Source organism: Stenotrophomonas sp. SORGH_AS_0321 (assembly GCF_031453215.1).
GTDB lineage: Bacteria > Pseudomonadota > Gammaproteobacteria > Xanthomonadales > Xanthomonadaceae > Stenotrophomonas > Stenotrophomonas chelatiphaga.
The window spans coordinates 2,021,885-2,037,265 of sequence record NZ_JAVIZG010000001.1 but is presented as its reverse complement, the minus strand read 5'-3'; the positions used below and the strand labels follow the sequence as shown (position 1 = coordinate 2,037,265).

Annotated in this window: 9 protein-coding genes; 5 read left to right on the top strand and 4 right to left on the bottom strand. The window is 67.1% G+C overall.

Translation table 11 applies throughout. The annotated features are described in order from the left end of the window. Positions 1 to 23: 23 nt before the first annotated feature. Entirely contained in the window at positions 24 to 941 is a 918-nt protein-coding gene (locus QE373_RS08840; RefSeq protein WP_309685587.1) for an oxidoreductase, read from the bottom strand. Between the two features lie 338 nt (positions 942 to 1,279). Here QE373_RS08840 and QE373_RS08835 point away from each other — a divergent pair, with 338 nt between their 5' ends. From QE373_RS08835 to QE373_RS08825, 3 genes are all read left to right on the top strand, one after another. Continuing rightward, a complete protein-coding gene (locus QE373_RS08835; RefSeq protein WP_309685585.1) occupies positions 1,280 to 3,715 on the top strand; it encodes a membrane-bound PQQ-dependent dehydrogenase, glucose/quinate/shikimate family in 2,436 nt (811 codons plus the stop codon). Positions 3,716 to 3,744: 29 nt separating this feature from the next. Continuing rightward, positions 3,745 to 4,800 (top strand): LacI family DNA-binding transcriptional regulator, encoded by a 1,056-nt coding sequence (locus tag QE373_RS08830; RefSeq protein ID WP_309685583.1) that lies wholly within the window; start codon positions 3,745 to 3,747, stop codon positions 4,798 to 4,800. Between the two features lie 63 nt (positions 4,801 to 4,863). Then, positions 4,864 to 6,123 (top strand): carbohydrate porin, encoded by a 1,260-nt coding sequence (locus QE373_RS08825; RefSeq protein WP_309685581.1) that lies wholly within the window; start codon positions 4,864 to 4,866, stop codon positions 6,121 to 6,123. 14 nt (positions 6,124 to 6,137) lie between these two features. Here QE373_RS08825 and QE373_RS08820 read toward each other — a convergent pair whose 3' ends face one another. After that, complete coding sequence (locus tag QE373_RS08820) at positions 6,138 to 6,749, bottom strand: TetR/AcrR family transcriptional regulator (protein ID WP_309685579.1); 612 nt, start codon at positions 6,747 to 6,749, stop codon at positions 6,138 to 6,140. Between the two features lie 188 nt (positions 6,750 to 6,937). Between QE373_RS08820 and QE373_RS08815 the strand changes: the two genes are divergently transcribed. Continuing rightward, entirely contained in the window at positions 6,938 to 8,149 is a 1,212-nt protein-coding gene (locus tag QE373_RS08815; protein WP_309685577.1) for an MFS transporter, read from the top strand. A gap of 60 nt (positions 8,150 to 8,209) precedes the next feature. Here the strand turns inward: QE373_RS08815 and QE373_RS08810 are convergent, their stop codons facing one another. After that, positions 8,210 to 9,793: a hypothetical protein gene (locus tag QE373_RS08810; protein ID WP_309685574.1), complete on the bottom strand. Its 1,584-nt coding sequence runs from the start codon at positions 9,791 to 9,793 to the stop codon at positions 8,210 to 8,212. A 260-nt stretch (positions 9,794 to 10,053) separates the two neighbouring features. On the opposite strand from QE373_RS08810, the gene QE373_RS08805 reads away from it, so the two are divergent. Then, complete coding sequence (locus QE373_RS08805) at positions 10,054 to 11,079, top strand: AI-2E family transporter (protein ID WP_309685572.1); 1,026 nt, start codon at positions 10,054 to 10,056, stop codon at positions 11,077 to 11,079. A 489-nt stretch (positions 11,080 to 11,568) separates the two neighbouring features. On the opposite strand, the gene QE373_RS08800 is transcribed toward QE373_RS08805, so the two are convergent. Then, positions 11,569 to 15,381: an NAD(P)-binding protein gene (locus tag QE373_RS08800; RefSeq protein ID WP_309685570.1), complete on the bottom strand. Its 3,813-nt coding sequence runs from the start codon at positions 15,379 to 15,381 to the stop codon at positions 11,569 to 11,571.

Below are 15,381 nucleotides of genomic sequence, written 5' to 3'. Positions count from 1 at the left end.
CCACCTGCCGCACGGTCCGGGGGCTAGGCGGGTGGCAGCCCCGGGTCGATCCCGGTCAGCTGCACCGAGATTTCCCACAAACGGCTAGCAGCCACCGGATCCAGGGCCGATTCCCCCCGCCTGGCCGGGCCTGATACGCCTCGCGCTTGTGCCAGTCCGGTGGGGCCATAGTAGCCGCCGGGCTCAATGTCGCCGGTCGCTGCCTGCAGCGTCGGCCACGCGCCCTGAACGGCGGTGTTGAGGAACCTCCCCACCAGCGGGCCGGCCCACTGCGCGATGCCCACATGGCGGCCCAGGCGGGTATACGCCACACCAGGGTGACACCCCACCGCCACGATGTGCGAGTTCGCGGCACGCAGGCGCCGGTCCAGTTCAAACAGATGCAGGGCGTTGGCCAGTTTGCTGCTGCGGTAGCGCGCAGCCCGCCGATAGCCGGCCTCGGCATTGAGGTCATCCCATTCCATCCTGCCTTTGAAATGGGCGATGCTCGAGGTGATCACGACGCGCGCGCCCTGCGTTTCGGCGAGTTTCGGCAGCAGCAGGGACGTCAGCGCAAACGGTCCGAGGTGGTTGACCCCGAACTGCAGTTCGAACCCCTGCCGCGTACGCGTGAGCGGCGGAATCATCACCCCGGCGTTGTTGATGAGCCCATCGATCCGCGCTTCTTGCTGCGCCACCGCGACCGCGGCGCGTACCGAATCCAGGTCAGCCAGATCCAGCGGCATCCAGGCCAGATCCGCCTTGGGTGCGCTGTGGCGGAGGTCGACAGCGGCGGCCTCGAACGTTGCGGCATTCCGACACCCGAGCAGCACGCGGGCGCCACGAAGCGCCAGCACGCGCGAGGTTTCCAGCCCTATGCCGGCATTGGCACCGGTCACGATGAAGGTCTTGCCCGACTGATCGCGCACGTGCGCTGCGGTGAATCCAGCGGAAGCTGGCATGGTGTGCTCACAGGCTGAAAGAGATCAGCACGACGCTACCCCACGGGAAGGCGTTGCGGCCAGTGGTCTGATCTTTCGCGCGACGAAGCGTTCCATCACGCGTTGACGGTTTTCCGTCAGCGTGTCGTTTTTATGAAAGCGCCATGGCTATCATCCTCCCGCTGACGCACTGCGGCATTTGGTCGCAGCAGCGCCGCATCAGCGGGCGTGGACCCACGGCGGATGAGCATTCCTCTGCCCAGGCCCACCACCCATCTCACCCGGAATCCCTGTGGCATGGCCGATGGCCGCGCCCGGCGAAGGGTGCTGTCTGCAATCCAGAGGTCCTCATGCAAAGCGTGTCATCCAAACTTGCCCAAGGCGCCGGCATTCTGTTCGCGCTGCTGGGCGTGCTGCTCGCCGCCGGCGGCGTGTGGCTCATCAGCCTGGGCGGATCGTGGTTCTACCTGCTGGCCGGCGCCGTGCTCGCCGCCACCGGCGTCGCCCTGGTCCGCCTGCGTGCCAGTGCGCTGTGGATGGCGCTCGGCCTGCTGCTGTTCGCCGCTGTGTGGGCGCTGTGGGAAGTCGGGCTGGACTTCTGGCAGCTGGTGCCGCGCCTGATCGCCTTCCTGGTGGTCGCCATGGTGACCGCCGCCTTCGCGCCGCGCCTGCATCGCCGCGACCTGTCGCCTGCACTGCGCTGCCGTCCCGCTGGTGTGCTGGCCGGTGTACTGGCGCTGGGCCTGGTCGGCTTCTTCGCCGGCATGTTCGTGCCGCATCCCACGGTGGAAGCCGATGGCTCGCGTGCCGAGGTCACCAATGCCGCTGCAGGGCAGGGCGCCGGCAACGACTGGCCGGCTTACGGACGCACCAGCAGTGGCGATCGTTACGCCCAGTTCGACCAGATCAATACCACCAACGTGAAGGATCTGCAGGTCGCCTGGACCTACCGCACCGGCGATCTGGCCATCGATGGCGCCGAGTACCAGGTCACGCCGTTGAAGATCGACGACACCGTGTACCTGTGCACCCCGCTCAGCAAGGTCGTGGCGGTCGATGCCACCACCGGCAAGGAAAAGTGGCGCTTCGATCCGAAGGCCGTGGTCAGCGAAAGCACCCAGGGATGGAAGCGCTGCCGTGGCGTGGGGTATGCCGACCTGGATGCGCTGGACACCGCCACCGCGGCCAGTGCCGCCACCGCGCCCGCTCAGGCGGTCGCCGCCAACACCCCCGCTGCACCGGCGATCTGCCGCAAGCGCATCATCGAAACCACCATCGACGCGCGCCTGCTGGCGCTGGATGCGGAAACCGGCAAGCTGTGCGAAGACTTCGGTGACAAGGGCTACGTGGACCTGGGCATCGGCATCGCGCCGGCGCCGAAGGACAGCGACGCCGGCACCTACAACGTCACCTCCGCGCCGCTGGTGGCCGATGGCGTGGTGATGGTCGGCGGCCGCTTGAACGACAACCTCACCGTCGGCGAACCGGGCGGCGTGGTGCGTGGCTATGACGTGGTAACCGGCAAGATCCTGTGGGCATGGGATGCCAAGCGTGGCGCCACCGACAGCACCCCGCTGCCGGAAGGCCAGCTGTACCCGCTGGAAACCCCGAACTTCTGGGGCACTGCCGCCTATGATCCGAAGCTGGGCCTGGCCTACTTCCCGCTGGGCAACCAGACCCCGGATTTCTGGACCGGCAACCGCCACGACTACTCCGATGAGTACACCGATGCAGTGGTCGCGGTGGAGCTGAAGACCGGCAAGGAGCGCTGGCACTTCCGCACCGCCAACATCGACCAGTTCGACTATGACGTGTCCTCGCAGCCGATCCTGTACGACATGCCCGGCAAGAATGGCGAAACCACGCCGGTGCTGGTGCAGCTGACCAAGCGCGGCCAGGTGTTCGTGCTGGACCGCCGTACCGGCCAGCCGGTGGTGCCGGTGGAGTACCGCAAGGTCTCCACCGATGCGATGCCGGGCATGAAGGTGGCCCCGACCCAGCCGCATTCGGCGATCGCCGTCGGCGTGGAGCCGTTCAAGGAATCGGACATGTGGGGCGCGTCGATCTTCGACCAGCTGTACTGCCGCATCCAGTTCAAGCAGATGCGCTGGGAAGGTGAGTTCACCCCGCTGTCGGACAAGCAGCGCACGCTGATCTACCCGGGTTACTACGGTGGCTTCAACTGGGGCGGCGGCGCGGTCGACGCCGGCACCGGCACGCTGATCGTCAACGACATCCGCATGGCGCAGTGGGGCCGCTTCATCAAGCAGGAAGAAGCCAAGCGCATCGGCTACAAGCCGTCCACCGAAGGCGAGTATTCCACCCAGACCGGCACGCCGTGGGGCGTGGAGCGCTCGATGTTCGTCTCGCCGCTGGGCGTGCCGTGCTTCAAGCCGCCGTTCGGCACGATGACCGCCATCGACCTGTCCACCGGCAAGACCCGCTGGCAGGTGCCGATGGGCACCATCAAGGACGCCCCGGTGCATGGCATCGCCCCGGGCGTGGACATCCCGCTGGGCATGCCGACGATGGGTGGCCCGCTGGTGACCAAGGGCGGCCTGACGTTCTTCCACGGCAGCCTGGACTACTATGTGCGCGCCCTGGACAACGACACCGGCAAGGTCCTGTGGCAGGGTCGCCTGCCGGTGGGCGGGCAGGGCGCTCCGATGTCCTACGTGGGCAAGGATGGTCGCCAGTACGTGGTGGTGGTGGCTGGCGGTGCAACGCGCACCGGCACCAACGACAACCGCGGCGATTATGTGATTGCCTACGCCCTGCCCAAGGCCGGCAAGTAAGCCAGCCCCCTTCATTGAGTGCGCTATCGATGACTCCCGCTGCCCCCAGCCGCTCCGCCCGTACGCCCCGCCTCGCGCAGGTGGCCGAGCTGGCCGGTGTCAGCGAGAGCACCGTCGACCGCGTGCTCAATGAGCGGGGCAGCGTGTCCGATTCGATGCGGCTGCGGGTGATCGCTGCAGCACGCCAGCTGGAACTGCGCCGGGTCCTGCCCAGCGTGCACCACGGCGTGCTGCACATCGACGTGGTGATGAGCAACGTCAACACTCCGCATTACCAGCGGCTGGAAGCCGCCTTGATGTCACAGGTGCAGATGCTCGGCACCCGCGTCAGCCTGCACCGGATGTTCTGGGACGAGAAGGACGAGGCGGCGTTGATCCGCTTCCTGGAGCACCCGCCGCATCCGCGCGCGGGCCTGCTGGCCTTCGTGCGCGACGTGCCCTCCATCCGCCTGGCCCTGCGCCATGTGCAGGCGCAGGGCATTCCGGTGGTGACCGTGACCAGCGATGTGACCCAGATCGCCCCGCATCCGTATGCCGGCATCGACAACTTCAAGGCCGGCCGCGCCGCAGGTTACCTGGTCGGGCGCTTCACGCACCGGCCCGGCAGCGTGCTGCTGTACGTGGCATCCACGGATTTCGGTGATCATCGCGAACGCGTAGCCGGCTTCCGCAAGGTCATCCACGAACGCTTCGCGCACCTGGACGTGCGCGAGCCGGTGGCCCACCACGACCAGCCGGACATGGCGCATGCGTCGCTGGATGAACTGCTGCGCCAGCGCGATGACGTGGTCGCGATCTATGACACCGGATCGGCTGCGGCAGGCATCGCCAAGGCGCTGCGCAAGCGCGCCCCGACGCCGATGCCGGTATGGATCACCCACGAAGCAACGCGCGAGCATGCCGAATTGATGGCACGCGGGAAGATCGCCGCGGTGATCGACCAGGACCCCGAAGCGCAGGCCATCCAGGCCCTGCAGTACATCCTGCACCAGCGCGGCGAGCTCGATTCGCCGCCGCCTGCAGGGCCCACCCGGTTCCGCATCATCACCCCCGAAGATGTCGACCCCGGCGAACTGCTTGCCTGACATGCGGTAACGCCACCCCACGCAACGACTGCATGGCGTGATGCCATGCCGGAGACCTCCCCCATGAATCGTCCTACCCCCTGCCGGCACTGGCTGCCGCTGGCTGGCCTGTTGCTGTCATCCAGCGTTTCGGCCGCACCGCACCTGTTGCCCGATGCCGACGGACGCCGCGCTGCGCTTGCAGCACGCGGCGTTGAACTCACCGCCAGCTATACCTCCGAAGATGCGACGAACCTTTCCGGCGGAAGCCGGCGCACCGGCACCCACGTCGGCCAGCTGGCGCTGGGTGCAACGCTGGACCTTGAACGCCTGGCCGGCTGGTCCGGCCTGCAGGCGCAGGTGTCGGTGACGCGTCGCGATGGCGCCAACCTCAACCAACGCGCCGCACTGGGTCAGCTGCTGCAGAGCCAGGAAGCCTACGGCCGCGGCCGCATCTGGCGGCTGGGCAGCCTGTGGCTGGGCAAGCAGTGGAACGAGGGCCGGGTGGGGCTCAAGCTGGGTCGCATGGCCGTTGGCGATGATTTCAACACGCTGGACTGCACCGCGATGAGCCTGGCGTTCTGCGGCAGCCAGCCGGCGATGATCGTCGGCGATTATTGGTTCAATGGGCCGCTCAGCCAGTGGGGCGCAGTGCTGGACGTCGCACCCACCGAACAGACATATCTGCGCGTCGGCGCCTACCAAGTCAATCCACGCTACGCCGATGAGAGCGGAGGCGGCCTGCGGCTGGCCCCCTCCGGCACCGTCGGCACGCTCACCCCCGTGGAATTCGGCTGGCAGGGCAGGGTGCGTGGATTGCAGGGGCACTACGCAGTGGGCGGTTGGTACAGCAGCGCGCCCCGGGCCGACGCCTGGCAGGATCCGACAGGTGGCGCATGGGCCAGCAGCGGTCTGGATGCGGCCCTGCGCAGCGGCGCCTATGGGGGCTGGATCAGCCTGCGCCAGCAGCTCAGCGCGGGCGATGGCAGCAGCGCGCAGTCGGGCCTGCGTGGCCAGCTGGACCTGGTCCGTACCGATCGCCGCACCGGCAACATCGACGCCACCGTCCACGCCATCGCAACCTATACCGGCGTCGGTGCCCGCGCGTCGGACCAGATCGGGCTCGGCGTGGCCGCTACCGAAGTCAACCCGCGTCACGCACGGCAGGCCAACGGGGCACAGGACAGGGCGAAGACCGAGTACACCGCCGAAGCGTTCTATGTCTGGCAGGCGTGGCCGGGCGTCAGCGTGCAGCCGGTCGTGCAGTACGTGGTGCATCCGGGCGGATTGTCCGAAAACCACGATGCGATGGTGCTGGGAGTGAAAACCAACCTCGCGTTCTGAGGACGGTGCGGCGCTCAGCCCGCGTGGGCGTCCCAGACCACCATCAGTTGTTGGATGGCCGCATCCATGGCCTTGAAGGACTTGCCATCGCGGGCCAGCGTGGTCAGGCCCAGCAGGAAGCTGTCGAACACGAACGCCAGTGCGGCCGGGTCGGTCCGTGGCCGGAGATCGCCATTGGCGATGGCGCGATCCACGCAGGCCCGGATGCCGGCGCGCGTGTGCGCACGCGAGCGGGTAAGCGGCGCGGTCAGCGCGGTGAGTTCCGGCGAGGGGGCGCTCATCACCCCGAGTGCCACCATGCAGCCCTTGGGGTGGCCGCGCTCGCACTGCATCCGCGCCGATCCGCGCAGGGCGAGTTCCAGCGCCTGGCGGGGCGCCAGAGAGGTGTCCCACAAGCAGTGGGTCACCTGCGCGAAGGTGGCCAGGTAGCGCTCCATGCACTCCTTGAACAGCGCTTCCTTCGAGCCGAACGCGGCGTAGAAGCTGGGCGCGGTGATACCACCGCCGATCGCCGCCTTGAGCTGGGCCAGTGACGTGGATTCGTAGCCCTGTTCCCAGAACAGGTGAAGCGCCTGGTCGACCGCCGTGTCACGGTCGAAGCTGCGTGGTCTGCCGATCTGTGCCATGGCCTGCTCCGGTAGTGTGAGATAAATACTATTTGATACAGAACGTGTTGACAACGCGAATGGCTGCGAATTATATATACCGACCGGTACATATGTGGCGCGCCGTCATTGGCCGCCTTTTTCATGGCTTGTATCTGTACCGAACGGTACGTATCGATGACTGGCCGGCCCTCGAACAAGGAACGCGTGTGACTTCTGCAACCTCTTCACCCCTCGTCGCGGCCCACGCGCCGCTGCCCATCGCAGCATTGCTGGCGCTGGCGATGACCGGCTTCATCTGCATCGTGACCGAGACCTTGCCGGCCGGCCTGTTGCCGCTGATGTCCGCCGGCCTCGACATCACCCCGGCGATGGCAGGGCAGACCGTCACCGCCTATGCGCTGGGATCGGTGCTGGCAGCGATTCCGCTGACCATCGCCACACAGAAGTGGCGGCGGCGCAACGTGCTGTTGCTGACCATCGTCGGTTTCCTGGTGTTCAATTCCATCACCGCGCTGTCCACCGACTACAGCCTGACCCTTGCGGCACGCTTCTTTGCCGGCGCAGCGGCAGGCCTGGCCTGGAGTCTGCTGGCAGGCTACGCCAGGCGCATGGTGCAACCCGAACAGCAGGGAAGGGCGATGGCGATCGCCATGGTGGGAACGCCGATAGCGCTCTCGCTGGGTGTACCACTGGGCACCTGGATGGGCGGCCTGCTGGGCTGGCGCACCGCATTCGGCGCCATGTCCGCGTTGACCGTCCTGCTGATCATCTGGGTGCTGGCCAAGGTGCCCGATTACCCCGGCCAGTCGGCAGCCCAGCGGGTGTCGCTGCGCAAGGTGCTCAGCACCCCGGGCGTGCGTCCGGTACTGGCCACCGTGATGGCCTGGATGCTGGCCCACAACATCCTGTACACCTATGTGGCACCGTTCGCGGCCCACGCCGGGCTCGGCAAGCGGGTGGACGTGCTGCTGCTGGTGTTCGGTGCCGCCGCGCTTGCGGGTATCGGCATGACCGGCAAGCTGGTGGAGCGCCACCTGCGCAGTACCGTTCTGGCATCACTGGCGACCTTCTTCGCGATCTCCGTGGTGCTGGCGCTTGCGCAGGGCCTGCAGCCGGTGGTGTATGCCTGCGTGGCGGTCTGGGGTCTGACCTTCGGCGGCGCGGCGACCCTGCTGCAGACCGCCTTGGCCGACAGCGCGGGGGAGGGCGCCGATGTCGCGCTGTCACTCAATGTCGTGGCCTGGAACAGCGTCATCGCCGGCGGCGGCGTCGTGGGTGGCGTGCTGCTGGACCAATGGGGCGCACAGACCTTCCCCGTCGCCATGGCCGTGCTGCTGGCGATTGGATTCTTCGTCGCATGGCGCGCGCGCGTGCATGGGTTTGCCGCCGGCCAGCGTGCGGCCGTTGCCGGCCACTAGTTGTTGATGCCTGACGCGCTGGCAGCCGCATGTGCGGGGCCCCTCGCATCGGCGCGGCCGTCATTCGCCAGCGCGTGCTGCCAGAACGTCCCAGATCCGCCCCTGCCGTTGCGCGGCGGTGGTGATGTTGATCATTGCCTGTTGCCCCAGCCGATCCTGCAGCTGCTGCAGGTACAGGCTTCGCGGGCTCACCACGTGGCCCACCGATTGCATGCGGCCGGCCGGCTCTTCAGGCGGGAACTTTCCGGGTTGGAGGTGGCCGACCTGTCCCACGCTCCAGTTCATCGCGAACGGCGGCGCCTGCACCACCAGGATATCGTGCTCGGCATTCCAGAACATCTGCTGGGCCCCGGCCCAGCCGTGTCCGGAACCGCTGTACCGACGGTTCTGCGCACGCAGCATGTAGCCCTTGGTGTTGTCGTACAGCACCCCGGTCGACCAGCGATGATGCGGGCCGCTGTCATTGCTGTCGTCCACCGCCAGGCAGTCCAGGTAGACGTTGGGACCGGGTACCCGCGCACCGGTGACGAAGGTATGCCGTCCGCCGTGGTTGTAGCAGCGCTGGGTCAGGTTGAAGGCGGAATTTCCTTCGTACAGGAAAACGTAGCGACGCGCGCCCTGGGTCTGTCCATAGCGTGGATCGAGGTAGGCGATATCCTGGAAGGTGTTGAAAAGTGCGCCGTTACGGGTCACGAATCCATGCGAAACGTAGCGCACGGTGACATCGCGGATCCACGAATCACGCACTGCACCGAAGCGGATGGCGGTGAAGGGGCCGGTGTCGGCAGTACCATTGACCGTTCCCGTTTCCCGGTTGCCTTCCAGTCGCAGGTCCTCGATGCCGACCTCGGCTATGCGCTCGGGACGGGTGCGGTAGACGCTGCCGCCACCGAAGCGCGACTCGATGGCATCCATGATCGGCGCATCAAGGCTCAGCGTGCCCCGGTCCACCGCGGTGACCACGCGCTCGTTGTACACGGTGTAGTCAGTGGCAACCCAGCCATAGCGCGCGGTATCAATACCATCGGGCCCCAGCCAGCGTGCATTCGGCTGCCTGACAAGGGCTACCGGATCACCGACCCGATAGCCCGCCGTGGATGCCACTTCGACCCGCATCGCACCGACCGGCACATGATCCGCACGGATCCGGGTCCGGCGCGGGTCCCGGTCGGCAGCGGGCATGCGTGATTCGGCGTCACCGACCTCGATGATCCTGCCCTGGCGTTCGGTCACCGTTGAATGGATCACCGTACCGTCTGCGCCGCGGCCTTCACCGCGCAGCACCACCCCACCGGAACGCAGGGTCAGTGTCCGGCTCACCGTGTAGTGGCCGCGTCGCAGCAGGACGGCGCCGCGCAGGCCCCGGCTGTCCGCAGGTCGTGCAGCGACCGCATCGATGGCCGCCTGGATGCGCGGGTAATCGTCCCCGCCAGCGTCCGGCGCGACGATCGCCAGCACCGGAATGCTGGAACGGGCCGGCAGACTGACACCACCTCCCCGGTATCCCGCGCGTGAGAAGTCCGGAACGATGTTGCGAGGACGCGTTGCCCCGCGCTCGGCATAGAGACCGTAGCGCAGGCGCTGGCTGTCGCCGCTGAGCGCAACCAGTGGCGCGTCTGGCGACGCATCAACGGGATGGGTCAATGGCCCCGGCGCAGCGCTTGCATCAGCTGCACTTGCTTTGTCCGGGCCAGCAACGTGCGGGGTAACGTCAGCCGCCAGGGCATCGGCGCCGCAGCACACCGAGGCGCAGGCGAGAAGGAGTCCGAGGATGCGCATCACGGTGGGTGACAGGTCCTGTGTCGACCCGGAATCCTAGCATTGGACCAGCAGCCTCACGCTGCCGCCGCCCCGTATGATGGCTCCAGGTTTCGCCCCAGGATCGACACACCATGTCTGTTGCCATGCACGAACTTACTGCGCACGCATCGCGCCCCACTGCATTCCGCGTGGCCGCTTGGCTGCTGATGCTGCTAGGCATGTGGCTGGCGCTGCGGCTGGGGCTGGTGGTGACGCTGTTGTCGGGGCTGCTGGTGTTTCACCTGACCCATCTGCTCGCCGGACTGGTGGAAGGCAAGCTGCCTCCCGGTCGTGCCAGGGCATTTTCGGTGATCGTGCTCGCGGTGCTGATCATCGGCGCATTGAGCCTGGCCGGTGTCGGCCTGGCGGCCGTCTTCCGCAACCAGACCGGGGGACCGGACGCGCTGCTGGCACACCTGATGGACATCCTCAACAGCTCGCGCCACCAGGTTCCGGCAGTGCTGCGTGCCTATATCCCGGAGGACCTGGAAGCGCTCCGCACCGCGCTGAACGAATGGGCTGCCGAGCACCAGCGCCAGCTGGGCGTGGCGGGCACCTCGGTGGTTCAGGTCGGCGTGCGGGTACTGATCGGCATGGTGCTGGGCGCGATGGTCGCGCTTTACGATGAAATGCCGTTGCCGCGCATGGGCCCGCTTGCCCAGGAGCTGGTTGGCCGCATCAGCCGGCTGGCCACCTCGTTCCGCCAGGTGGTGTTCGCCCAGGTCAAGATCTCACTGCTGAACACCCTGTTCACCGGCATCTTCCTGCTGGTGGTGCTGCCCGTGATGGGGGTCCAGCTGCCGTTGGCCAAGACCCTGGTGCTGATCACCTTCGTGGCCGGGCTGCTGCCGGTGGTGGGCAATGTCATCTCCAACACGATCATCACCATCGTGGCGCTTTCCGTGTCGTTCTACGTTGCCATGGGCGCACTGCTGTACCTGATCGTCATCCACAAACTGGAGTACTTCCTCAACGCGCGCATCGTCGGTGGGGAGATCCGTGCGCGGGCCTGGGAACTGCTGCTGGCGATGCTGCTGATGGAAGCCGCCTTCGGCCTTGCCGGCCTGGTCGCCGCGCCGGTGTTCTATGCCTACATCAAGCGTGAGCTGCTGGACCAGGGTTGGATCTGATCCAACGGTTGCGTTCCGGCGCTGTGGTGCCTGACACGGGCCGCGCTTCGCGCTCGCCGAGCGTGGCTCGGCGCTACCGGCGTGCACCCGCGTGGAACTGCTCTGGTAGCGCCGAGCCGTGCTCGGCGGCTTTTCGTTCCGGCGCTGTGGTGCCTGACACGGGCCGCGCTTCGCGCTCGCCGAGCGTGGCTCGGCGCTACCGGCGTGCACCCGCGTGGACCTGCCCTGGTAGCGCCGAGCCGTGCTTGGCGTCTTTTCGTTCCGGCGCTGCGGTGCCTGACACGGGCCGCGCTTCGCGCTCGCCGAGCGTGGCTCGGCGCTACCGGCCTGCACTCGCGTGGACCCGCCCTGGTAGCGCCGAGCCGTGCTCGGCGGCTCTCCGCTCCGGCGCTGCGATGCCTGACACAGGCCGCGCTTCGCGCTCGCCGAGCGTGGCTCGGCGCTACCGGGTTGCGCCCGCGCCGACCTGCGTTGGTGGCGCGCGGGTCCTCATGTGGCGCCGGCCCTGCGCTTGGTCAGTGAAGCCTGCACGTTGCCCGCTGCGCGCCGGCCGGCCAGGAAGGCGTGGTCCGAATTGTAGTACTCCCATTCGCTGTAGCGCCCGGCCAGCTCGATGTCATGGGTGAGCAGCCAACTGCGGATGGTGTCCACGTTCGCGGCACGCGCATGGTCGTAGAGGACATACGCGTAGGGCATATCCACGATGGACGCCGTCAGGATCGGATCGTCGGCGCGCAGCATGCCGACCTCGACACACTCGCGGATGCAGCGCGCTACCAGGGCATCACCGTCCAGCGGAAGCGGCTTGGTCGGCGAGTAGGTGATCTCGCAGGTCAGCCCGAAGCCACCGGGCGGATTATTGTGCGGACTCGCATTCCCCTGCACGAAGATGCGATGGAAGATGGTGTCCTCCGGATAGTAGATCCAGTGCTTGTCGGTCAGGTCTGCGCGGCCAACGCCGAGGTTTACGCAGCGCACCGATACGTGGCGCAGGCCGCCCGCTGCCAGCCGCACCCGCTCCGGCGCTTCGTCACCCATCAGCGTGATGAACTCGGGCAAGGGGAGGGTGCTCACCAGGTGCTGCCAGCGCATGCGCTGGCCGTCGGCAAAGCTGACCTCACGGCGGCGCACGGACACCGCGCTGACCCGCCTGCCCAGGGAAAGTTTTCCTTCCAGCAGCGGAAGAAAGCCATCCATCAGCGCCTGGAAGCCACCCTTCAGGGGATACCCGAAGCGGGCGTTGGGGCCGACCGGGGCGGCCACCGGCTCCAACGCACCCTCGATCATCTCCTGCAGGTCCGGCAAGGGCACCCGTCCGCCCAGCCAGGACGTTTCCATCTCATGCAGCGGGACCGTCCACAACTTTGTGTTGTAAGGCACGGCGAAGTGCTTGGCCACACCGGCGCCCCAGACCTGGTAGATGAACTCTTCGAAGTTTGCCGGCGGCCCGGAGCGCGCGATGGACGCGACCTTGACCATGCTGGCCGCATCTTTCGGATCGCCCTCGGTAATGTCTGCCATGACCGTGCCATCGGCGCAGCAATCAGCAGGCGCTGCATGTTTCGGGGCCGACTCGGCGCGCGCCGCGGCGTTGGCGGCTGGCGGGCCCGCGGGTGTTGCGGTCGCCGTGATCGGGCCGAACCGGGCTTCGATAGCGCCGACCAGGCATTCCTTCAGCACTGCGGGAGGCAGGCCGTACAACGCCCCCTGGAACGGATAACGGGTGTGCACGCCCTTGCTGTAGACCCATGCCTCCCGGTTCTGCCAATGCAGGTTGTCGCCGAGCAGGGTCTGGTAAAGCCGCAGCACCGTGGCATCGTTGGAGAACATGATGTGGCCGGCATGGTCGAAGCGGAAACCCTGATCCTCCAGCGAGCGGCACCAGCCACCCACGGTCTGTTCCTTTTCGACCAGCACACTGCCCGCGCCGTAGTGGTAAGCAGCAGACAGCCCGGTGGGGCCAGCGCCCAGGATCAGGCATGCCACCGGCGCCTCTTCGATGCGAACCACCTGGCCGCCGGCAAGATAAAGCGCGGCGCGGGGGCTCAGCCCCGCTTTTACCGTATCGAAGATGCACTCGGCCATGGCGTCGGCGGTCTGGTCCCACGACGTCGCGGAGGTCAGCCGATCCTGGTCGACGATCCGGTTGCGGCGCGTGGTTTCCCGTTCACCCAGCGCCGCGTCGCAGGCGGCGATGAAGTCTTCGCTGCTCACCGCGACCTGCACGCCGTCCGCGTAAAGCCGGATCACATCGCGCACCGCGGTACTGACCACGGGCTTGCGCGCCGCCATGTACTCCAGCGTCTTGGTGGGGCTGATGTAGGCGGTGGATGCGTTCAACGCGAACGGCAGCAGGCAGACATCCCAGCCGGCGATGAGCGCTGGCAGCTCGTCATAGCCGCGCTGCCCCAGGTAGTGCAGGTTCGCGGCGCGCGGCAGGCTCTGCGGGTCGATCTTCACCACCGGCCCCACCAGGTCGATCTCCCAGCCCGGGTGCGCCGTGGCCAGGGCGTCCAGCAGCGGCAGGTCGAGCCGCTCATCCAGCACGCCGAAGAAGCCCAGGCGGGGTGCGGCGGCCCTGGCGGCGGGGTCACGCTCGCGGCGGGCCTGGGCGAAGTGCGCCACATCCACGCTGCTCGGGAAGCAGACCACGTTAAGGTTGTGCGGGTGCTTGGCGTCGTACAGGGAAGGCCCGCCGGTGAATACAACGCCGGCGATGTCCAGCAAGGTACGTTCCCTGTCCATCAGGCGCTCGGGGGCATCCTTGAACGCCCCCAGCTGATCCATGCAGTCATAGATGATGGCGACCGGCTGCAGTGACTGGAGCAGAGGAAGCGCCATGGGCGTATACAGCCAGACGGCCATCTCCGGCTCACCGTGCTCGGCCAGCCACGCGTGCAGCAGCGCATCCAATACCGGGAACTGCGCATCGGCGAAACCCGGATCAGCCACCGGGCTATGCGGCCGCAGCACCGTCACGCCGATGCACGGCTGCAGCACTTCAAGCCAGGCCTCGCGGTCGGGGTCATGCACCGGCTCTTCGAAGAACACGATGGGCCAGCGCTGGCCGAGGCGCGACAGCACGTGCTGCGGGCGCTGGTACACGAAATCCCAGCGAAGGTGCGAGAAGACCAGGAGCTGCTGCATGCCATTTCTTCCAGGTTGGAGGGGGATGTGGTGCGCAAGGGACGTACGGGCCTGGAGGTAGGCGCGTGCGTAATCGCGGACGAGCGAGAGCGGCTTCAATGCAAGGTTCGGTTGAACATCCCAAAGCCCGCTTTGATGCCAGTGGAGCGGAGATTCCCAATCCGGGCGATCCACCACCGGATAGAGACAGATGCCTTCAAGGCTTGCGCCTGCATCGGCGGCGTAACGCACCTGCTGGGCGATGTCACGCAGCCAGGCGGCCCGACCACTACCCACGTGGCTGGTCTCACTCAGCGTGATGGGCACCCCATACCGTTGCTGCAGCTTGACCAGCAGGCGGGAAAACGGGACGCGCAGTGGATCAGCGCGGTGCCAGTCCAAGGGACGCTGGCTACCGGCTTCCCATTGATTGCCGTGGTAGTAGTTCACCCCGATCAGATCAACGTAGGCTGGCGCGCCACCCAGCGATGGCTGGACGCGGCCCATCAGCGCGTCCAGCACTTCGAACTGTCCCGCGTGCAGGCGTTCGGCCTGCTGCCGCAAGGCGGGGCTCGCCAGCGGCGCCACGACATGGATCAACGGCTCGACCCACAGCATCCGCGCAGCTGGATCCACCCGCCTGAAGGCGCTGCAGCCGGCCAGTGCAGCGCGGATCAGCAGCGACTTGAGCCGGCCTGCCTCTTCGGGACGGTCGCCTGCATGCGGATGCATGAGCCCGGTATGGGTCGCCGCCCACGACAGGAACGAGATTTCGTTGATCGGGTTGATCAGCCGAGGCGAGGGACTGCCGTAGTCCGCGAGCGCGGTCGCCGTGGCCTGGCAGAAGGCCGCGAAGCGCTCCACGAATGCCGTCTCGTTGCCGTCCAGGAGGTCCAGACCAGCGGGAACCCCGTAGTGCATCAGCGTCCAGCGTATCTGCAACCCAGCGCGCTCCGCTGCCTGCATGCGCGCATGCAGGCTTTGGAAATTGAAACCATCGCCTTGCTCGCACGTGCGCCAGCCCAGGCTTTCACGTACCGCACTGAAGCCCATCCGCCTGAGGCGGCGGTAATCCGTGTCCAGCCTGGCCAGATGGCCACTATCGACGGCCATCGACAAGGCCGTGCCGCTGCCGTTGACGTGGTCGGCGCCTTCGAAGCCACCGATCCACTTCAT

What these genes read in the sequence shown, in the direction of transcription:
- QE373_RS08840 (WP_309685587.1), bottom strand. Translation starts at nt 941, where the DNA reads ATGCCAGCTTCCGCTGGATTCACCGCAGCGCACGTGCGCGATCAGTCG.
- QE373_RS08825 (WP_309685581.1), top strand. Translation starts at nt 4,864, where the DNA reads ATGAATCGTCCTACCCCCTGCCGGCACTGGCTGCCGCTGGCTGGCCTG.
- QE373_RS08820 (WP_309685579.1), bottom strand. Translation starts at nt 6,749, where the DNA reads ATGGCACAGATCGGCAGACCACGCAGCTTCGACCGTGACACGGCGGTC.
- QE373_RS08830 (WP_309685583.1), top strand. Translation starts at nt 3,745, where the DNA reads ATGACTCCCGCTGCCCCCAGCCGCTCCGCCCGTACGCCCCGCCTCGCG.
- QE373_RS08800 (WP_309685570.1), bottom strand. Translation starts at nt 15,381, where the DNA reads ATGAAGTGGATCGGTGGCTTCGAAGGCGCCGACCACGTCAACGGCAGC.
- QE373_RS08805 (WP_309685572.1), top strand. Translation starts at nt 10,054, where the DNA reads ATGCACGAACTTACTGCGCACGCATCGCGCCCCACTGCATTCCGCGTG.